We start from the raw sequence: 7815 nt of genomic DNA, 5'->3' as shown, positions 1-7815 counted from the left end.
CCGCCCGCACCGCGCCGGGGCAGGTCGCGACCCTGGTCCTGCCGGCCAACACCGCGTGGGACCCCGGGACCGGTATCGCGCCGGTGCCGGCAATCCCCGAGCGGGCTCGAGCCGAGGATTCGGCGATCGCAGCCGCGGTGGCGGCGCTCTCCAGCGGCGAGCCGGTGCTCCTGCATCTCGGCGACCGGGCGGTGCGGGGCGAGGGCCGGGTCATCGCCGACCGGATCGCCCACAAGACCGGCGCGACGCTGATGGCGATGACCTCGAACGCCCGGATCGACCGCGGCGCCGGCACCGTGCCGATCGAGCGCCTGCCTTACCCGATCGACCAGGCGATCGAGGCCCTCAAGGGTTTCCGCCACATCATCCTGATCGGCGCGACCCAGCCGGTCGGCTTCTTCGCCTATCCGGGCAAGCCGAGCCTGCTCGCCCCGGAGGGAGCCTCGACCATCACCCTCGCCGCCCCCGAGGAGGACCAGATCGACGCGCTGGAGCGGCTGGCCGAGGCAGTCGAAGCACCGCCCGCCGAGCCTGTCGCCGTGAACCCGCGACCGAAGCTCCCCACCTCCGGACCCCTCGACCAGGACACGATCGGCCAAGTCCTGGGTGCACTGATCCCGGAGGGCGCGGTGATCTGCGACGAGTCGATCACCACGGGCCGCAACTTCTTCGCCCTGACCCGGGATGCGGCGCCGCATTCCTGGCTGCAGCTCAGCGGCGGGTCGATCGGGCTGGGCATCCCGATGGCCACCGGGGCGGCGATCGCCTGCCCAGGCCGCAAGGTGATCAACCTCCAGGCCGACGGCAGCGGCCTCTACACCGTGCAGGCGCTCTGGACCCAGGCCCGGGAGCGCCTCGACGTTGTGACCCTGGTCTGGTCGAACCGCTCCTACGCGATCCTGCGGGCGGAACTCACCAATGTCGGCGCGCTCAATCCCGGCCCCAAGGCGATCGGCATGCTGAGCCTCGACGATCCGGCCCTGGATTGGGTCAGCCTCGCCAGGGGCTTCGGCGTCGAGGGTCTGCGCGTGGAGACGCTTGAGGCCTTCATCGCGGCGTTCCAGCACGCCCTGGCAGATCCCGGCCCGCACCTGATCGAAGTGGCTCTGTGAACCGCACCAGCTACCCGCTCACCGGGCTGGAAGGCCCGGTGGAGATCCGGATCGACCGCTGGGGGGTGGCGCATATCCGGGCCGGAACGACGCTCGACGCGTTCCGGGCCCAGGGGTTCAACGCCGCCCGGGACCGGCTGTGGCAGCTCGACCTCTGGCGCAAGCGCGGCCTCGGCTTGCTGGCGGCGGATTTCGGGCCAGGCTACCTCGCCCAGGATCGCGCCGCCCGGCTGTTCCTGTATCGCGGGGATAGGGCGGCCGAGTGGGCCGCCTACGGGCCGCAGGACACGCGGGCGATCGTCACGGCCTTCGTAGACGGGATCAACGCCTTCGTAGTGCTGACCGAGGCGCGGCCGGCGCTGCTGCCGCCGGAATTCGCCCTGACGGACACGCGCCCGTCCCGGTGGCTGCCGGAGGACGTGGTCCGGATCCGCAGCCACGGGCTGGTGCGCAACGTCCTGTCCGAGGTCGCCCGCGCCCGTGTGCTTGCCAGGGCCGAGACCCGCAACGCCGGCCTTGCCGCAGACGACCTGCGCAAGCGGATCAGCCCGCCCCACGATCCGGTCGTCCCGGACGGGATCGACGCCGCCGGCTGGCCCGACGATCTCCTCGACGCTTTTCGGTTGGCCACCGCCCCGGTCGGGTTCACGCCCGAGCGGATGGCGGCGACGCGCGAGGAGGCCTGGCACTGGACCAGGGTCGATGCGCACGGTGCCGTCACGCGCGGGCCGCGTGCCGCCCCGAAGGAGCCGGCCGAGGGCTCGAACAATTGGGTGGTGGGACCCGCCCGCACCGAGACCGGGCGACCGATCCTGGCGAGCGACCCGCATCGGATCTACCTGCAGCCCTCGCTGCGCTACGCGGTCCACCTCACCGCTCCGGGCCTCGACGTGATCGGGGCCGGCGAGCCGGCGCTGCCGGGTATCTCCATCGGTCATAACGGCCATGCGGCCTTCAGCCTGACCATTGCGCCGATGGACCAGGAGGATCTTTTTGTGTGTGAGACCGATCCCGAGCATCCGGATCGGTACCGATACGAAGGCGGCTGGGAGCCGATCGAGCGGATAACCGAAACGATCCCGGTTCGCGGCGGGCCGGATGAGACCGTTGTGCTCGGCTTCACCCGGCACGGTCCGGTGCTCCGTGAGGCGGGGGGACGCGCCTTCGCGTTGCGCACGGTCTGGTCCGAGCCGGGTGCTGCCGCCTATCTCGGCAGCCTAGCCTATCTCGGCGCCACGACCCCGGAGGCGTTCGGGCAGGCCCTACGCCACTGGTCGGCCCCCTCCGTCAACCAGCTCTACGCCGACGTGACCGGGCGGATCGCCTGGTTCATGGCCGGCAAGGCGCCGGTTCGCCCCGCCCATGACGGGTTGCTGCCGGTGCCGGGCGATGGCCGCTACGACTGGGCAGGATTCCACGATTCCAGCGCCCTGCCCTCCCGCATCGACCCGCCGGAGGGTTACCTCGCTACCGCCAACGAGATGAACCTGCCGCCGGACTTTCCGACCGAAACCCGCAAGGTCGGTTTCGAGTGGGCCGAGCCTTGGCGCGCCCGCCGGATCCGGGCGGTGCTCGACGGGCAGACCCGGCACAGCGTGGCGGATTCCCAGGCCCTTCAGGGCGACGCGCTGTCCGAGCCGGCCCGGCGGCTCGCCGATCTGGTCCGCGCGCTGCCGGCGGTGTCGGATCCCGATGTCGCGGCGGCCCGGGCCATGCTGGCCGCGTTCGACGGTACGCTGCACGAGAACTCCGCGGCGGCTGCCCTGATCGAGGTGTTCTGGGGCCGCCATCTGCGCCCGGCGCTGCTGAAGGCACTGGTGCCGGATGCCGAGACGCATCGCCTGCTGCCGCCCGGCGACACGCAGAGCCTGATCGAGCGCCTGGAGATGGGATTCGATCCGGCCACGCGCGACGCTCTCCTCATCGAGACCATGGGCGCCGCTTTCCGGGATTGTCGTGCCCGCATGGGTCAGGAACCGGCAACCTGGTCCTGGGGGCGTCTGCACCATGCCCTGTTCGCGCATCCACTCTCGCCGCTGCGGCCGGATTTCGCCTGGGATGTCGGCCCGCTGCCTGTCGGCGGCGCCGCGGCATCGGTCATGCACGCGGAGTACCGGACCGACACGTTCCGGCTGACCCACGGTGCCTCGTTCCGCATGGTCGTGGATGTGGGTGACTGGGACCGGTCGGTCTTCATCAACGTGCCGGGCCAGTCGGGGGACCCGGGCAGCCCGCATTACGGCCACCTGGCTCCCGTCTGGGGGCGCCAGGACCATGTGCCGATGCTCTACGGCCGCGCGGCGGTGGATGCGGCCACCGAGACGATCATCACGCTAAACCCGGCCTCCGCCTGACCGGCGGCCGGCCGAAGACGAGGACCAAAAGACCTTGAAGATCTTCATTGCCGGATTGGCCACCGAGACCAACACCTTCGCGCCGCTGCCCACTGGGCGGGCGGCCTTTCTGGCCGATTATGCCCGCCGGGACGGCAGCAAGAACCCGCCCCGCCTCAGCAACATCGGCCTGAAGGCCTGGGGCGCGCTGGCCGAGGCGGACGGACACGATGTGATCGAGAGCGTCTCGACCTTCGCGCAGCCGGGCGGGATCACCCTGCGCGCCGTCTACGAGGAGCTGCGCGACGCGCTGCTGGACGATCTTCGGACCGCGATGCCGGTGGATGCCGTTCTCTTGTTCATGCACGGCGCCATGGTCGCCGAGGGCTACGACGATTGCGAGGGCGATACCCTGGAGCGGGTCCGCGCCATCGTCGGGCCGGACGCAACGATCGGCCTCGAGCTCGACCTGCACTGCCACCTGACCGAGACGATGCGGCGGAGCGCCGACATCATCGTGATCTACAAGGAATACCCCCACACCGACATCGTGGACCGCGCCCGCGACCTCTACCCGCTGGTTATGCGCACGGTCGCCAAGGAGATACGCCCGGTGATGGCCTATGCCGATTGCCGGATGATCAACATGTGGCGCACCACCCGCGAGCCGGTCGCAGGCTTCGTACGCCGGATGGAGGCCCTGGAGGGCCTGGATGGCATCCTGTCGGTCTCCTTCGGACACGGCTTCCCGTGGGGCGACGTACCGGATGTCGGCGCCAAGATGCTGGTGGTCGCCGACGGCGATGCCGCCAAGGCGCAGGCGCTCGCCGACGAACTCGCCGGCGCGGTCTGGGCGATGCGGGAGGAGGCGGCGAGCCGTTGTGACACGATCGATGCCGCCATCGACGCCGCGCTCGCCTCCAGCGACCCGCGCCCGATGGTGCTCGCCGACTTCGCCGACAATGCCGGGGCCGGGGCGCCCTCGGACAACACCGCGATCCTGGCCAGGCTCGCCGAGCGCGGCATCAAGGATGTGGCGCTTGGGCTGATCTGGGATCCCGGCGCGGTCGGGATCTGCCACGAGGCCGGTCTCGGCGCGTCCTTCGTATTGCGCATCGGTGGCAAGTGCGGCGTGACCTCGGGCGATCCCGTGGACCTGCGCATCACCGTGCGCGGCCTCTCCGAGGATCACAGCCAGGGCGGCCTCAGCGGTGGCCGGGCGCACCTCGGACCCGCCGCCTGGGTCGAGGCCGACGGGATCCACGTGGTCCTGACCCATATCCGACAGCAGGCCTTCGCGCCCGACGCCTTCACGGGGCTGGGGCTGACCCTCGATGACAAGCGGATCGTGGTGGTGAAGTCGATGCAGCATTTCTACGCCGCCTTCGCACCGATCGCGAGCGAGGTCCGCTACGTCGCAGCGCCCGGCGCGGTCCCGCCCGATTACGGCGCGATCCCCTACACCAAGCGCTCGGGCCGCTACTGGCCCAAGGTCGCCGATCCCTTCGCCGAGTCCTCCACCGAGAGCGCCCGATGATCCCGGACCTGCCATTCGACGCGGAGTCCATCCTGGCGACGCTGCGCCCCTGGGTGGAATGCGAGAGCCCGACCCACGACGCGGCCGCGGTCAACCGGATGATGGGCCTGGCCGCCCGCGACCTCGCGGTCGCCGGGGCCGCGGTCGAGACCATTCCCGGCCGGATGGGCCTGAGCGATTGCGTCCGCGCTCGATTCCCGCACCGGCATCGTGACCGGCCCGGCATCCTGGTGCTCGGTCATCTCGACACGGTGCATCCGGTCGGCACACTGGGGAGCCTGCCCTGGCGGATCGAGGGCAACCGTGCCTACGGGCCGGGCATCCTCGACATGAAGGGCGGCAACGTGATCGCGCTCGCGGCGATCCGGGCCCTGACAGCGTCCGGGATCGCCACGCCGTTGCCGGTGACCTTCCTGTTCACCGGCGACGAAGAGGTCGGCAGCCCCTCGACACGGGACCTGATCGAGGCCGAGGCTGCCCGCCACGCCTTCGTGCTGGTGCCCGAGCCCGGCCAGGCCGACAACGGCGTCGTCACTGGGCGCTACGCCATCGCGCGCTTCGACCTCGAAGCGTTCGGCCGCCCGAGCCATGCCGGCGCGTCGCCGCATGAGGGCCGCTCGGCGATCCGCGCCATGGCGCGCATGATCCTGGCGATCGACGGTCTGTCGGACGCCGATTGTACCTTCTCCACCGGGATCGTCTCGGGCGGGCAATGGGTGAACTGCGTCCCGACCCTGTGCCGCGGCCAGGCGCTGAGCATGGCCAAGCGCCAGGCCGACCTCGACCGCGGGGTCGAGCGGATGCTGGCACTGACGGGCGAGCAGGACGGCGTCCGCTTCTCGGTCGCCCGGGGCGTCACCCGGCCGGTCTGGGAGCCGGATGCCGGCTGCATGGCCCTCTACGAGCAGGCGCGGACCTTGAGCGAGGCGCTCGGCCAGCCCCTGCCCCACCGCAGCGCCGGAGGCGGCTCCGACGGCAACTTCACGGGCGCCAACGGCATCCCGACGCTCGACGGTCTCGGCCCGCTCGGCCAGGGCTACCACACCCTCGACGAGCATGTGCTGATCGAGACCCTGCCCCGGCGGGCGCGCCTGTTCGCGGCCCTGCTGGCCAATCTCGGCGCGGCGGAACGCCCGTGAGCGCGGACCCCGTGACCGTCGTCGTCGCCGGCGCGACCGGCGATCTTGGCCTGCGGATCGTGCGGGCCCTTCGGCGCGAGGGTACGCCCGTGACAGCCATCGTTCGGCCCGGGGCCAATCTCGCCCGGACGGCACCGCTCACGGCCCTCGGCGCGCGCATGGTGGAGGCCGGCCCGGGTCGCCCGGGCAGCTGGCAGGCCGCCTGCGCGGGTGCCGGCTGCGTGGTCTCGGCGCTCAACGGCCTGAGCGGCACGGTGATCGACGCGCAGACCGCCCTGCTCGAGGGCGCGGTCCGGGCCGGCGTGCCGCGCTTCATCCCGTCCGACTTCTCCATCGATTATGCGAAGACCGTCCCCGGCGGAAACCGCAACCTCGACCTGCGGCGAACCTTTCAGGCCCGGCTCGACGCCGCGCCGATCCAGGCCACTTCGGTGCTCAGCGGCGCGTTCATGGAGCTGCTCGACGGGCAGGCCCCGCTGATCCTCCATCGTCCGCACCGGGTGCTGTGCTGGGGTAGCGCCGACCAGATCCTGGATTTCACCACGAAGGACGACACCGCTGCCTTCACGGCCCGGGCGGCCCTGGACCCGGAAGCTCCGCGCTGGCTGCGCGTCGCCGGCGACAGCTTCAGCGCCCGGACTTTGGCCGAGGCGGCGAGCGACGTCTTCGGCACCCGCTACCGGCCCCTGCGCGCCGGAGGGCTCGGTACCCTGGGCTTGATGATCCGGGTCGCGCGAACCCTCGCGCCGGGGCGGGGCGCGGTGTTCCCGCCCTGGCAGGGCATGCAGTACCTGCGCGACATGTTCGAGGGGCAGGCGCGGCTCACGCCGCTCGACAACGCCCGCTACCCCGACCTGCGCTGGACAACGGTCAGGACCTTTCTCGCGGAATCCGCGCGGCGACGGGGCCGGTAGCCGACGCCGCGTTGCGATCAGGCGCGGCCCCAGCCGAGGGCGGCCACCGCCACGGCGCCGATCATCCCCCCGATCGTGCCGCCACCGAAGAAGCCCGCTGTTGCCAGGAGTGGACCCGAGGGCGCCGCCAGCGCGAAGACCAGGGAGCTTCCGACGCAGCCTGCGGTGGCGATCACGGACATCGGGGACCTCATGCAACTATCGGTTGTATAACCGGGGCCGTTTCCATCAGGTTCCCGTTCGCGGGGCGACGTTGGGTCAGACTGGGTCGATGGGCATCTCCGGGACGCCGCCGGCCTCGATGACCGCGCCCGCCGCGAGGCAGAGATCCTCCCGGTACCGAGAGGCGACGAGTTGGACGCCGACGGGCGTGCGGCCGACCAGGCCGGTGGTGACGGTGAGTGCCGGGACGCCGATCGGCGCCAGACCCACCTGGAGGACGTTCGCCTCGAAGGCGCGCGCGATCCCGGCCTCGCCGGTCCGGTCGAGCCCGTCCGGGAACGGCAGCTCGGCGGAGACCGGCACCAGCAACACGGAATGCTCGGCAAGGAACAACGACCAGTCGCGCACGAGCGTCGCGCGCCGCGTCAGCGCCTTGGCGATGGCGTCGGGTGCCATCGCCTCCGCGCGCGTGCTGAAGTGTTCCAGCAGGTCGATGGCCGCCGGGTCGCCTTCGCGCTCGGCCGCCGCCCGGGCCGCCTCGTAGCCGTCGCCCAGCCAGAGCTGAAGCTGCAGGGCGCTCGCCTCGCGGATCGGCGGCGTGTCGGCGATCTCAGTCAC

7 protein-coding genes are annotated in these 7815 nt (G+C 71.6%); 5 read left to right on the top strand and 2 right to left on the bottom strand.

From position 1 onward, the window contains the following. The 5 genes from FV228_RS15145 to FV228_RS15125 form a co-directional block, all read left to right on the top strand. On the top strand, nt 1-1112 hold a 1112-nt coding region (locus FV228_RS15145; RefSeq protein WP_147855377.1), incomplete at its 5' end, for an acetolactate synthase large subunit. Next, nucleotides 1109-3466 (top strand): penicillin acylase family protein, encoded by a 2358-nt coding sequence (locus tag FV228_RS15140; RefSeq protein WP_147855376.1) that lies wholly within the window; start codon nt 1109-1111, stop codon nt 3464-3466. The genes FV228_RS15145 and FV228_RS15140, both read left to right, overlap by 4 nt. A gap of 34 nt (nt 3467-3500) precedes the next feature. Then, nucleotides 3501-4982: a M81 family metallopeptidase gene (locus tag FV228_RS15135; RefSeq protein ID WP_147855375.1), complete on the top strand. Its 1482-nt coding sequence runs from the start codon at nt 3501-3503 to the stop codon at nt 4980-4982. Then, entirely contained in the window at nt 4979-6121 is a 1143-nt protein-coding gene (locus FV228_RS15130) for a M20/M25/M40 family metallo-hydrolase (RefSeq protein WP_147855374.1), read from the top strand. Before FV228_RS15135 ends, FV228_RS15130 begins: the two co-directional genes overlap by 4 nt. Then, a complete protein-coding gene (locus FV228_RS15125) occupies nt 6118-7035 on the top strand; it encodes an NmrA family NAD(P)-binding protein (RefSeq protein ID WP_238261506.1) in 918 nt (305 codons plus the stop codon). Before FV228_RS15130 ends, FV228_RS15125 begins: the two co-directional genes overlap by 4 nt. Before the next feature lie 17 nt (nt 7036-7052). Here the strand turns inward: FV228_RS15125 and FV228_RS33140 are convergent, their stop codons facing one another. Together FV228_RS33140 and FV228_RS15120 are read right to left on the bottom strand one after the other, a co-directional pair. After that, nucleotides 7053-7229: a hypothetical protein gene (locus tag FV228_RS33140; protein WP_187277762.1), complete on the bottom strand. Its 177-nt coding sequence runs from the start codon at nt 7227-7229 to the stop codon at nt 7053-7055. A 64-nt stretch (nt 7230-7293) separates the two neighbouring features. Then, nucleotides 7294-7815: amidase family protein (locus tag FV228_RS15120; RefSeq protein WP_246693915.1), on the bottom strand; the 522-nt coding region annotated here is incomplete at its 5' end.

This window comes from Methylobacterium sp. WL18 (assembly GCF_008040015.1).
Taxonomy (GTDB): Bacteria; Pseudomonadota; Alphaproteobacteria; order Rhizobiales; family Beijerinckiaceae; genus Methylobacterium; species Methylobacterium mesophilicum.
The sequence above is the reverse complement of the archived record's forward strand: the minus strand, read 5'-3'. Positions and strand labels throughout refer to the sequence as shown.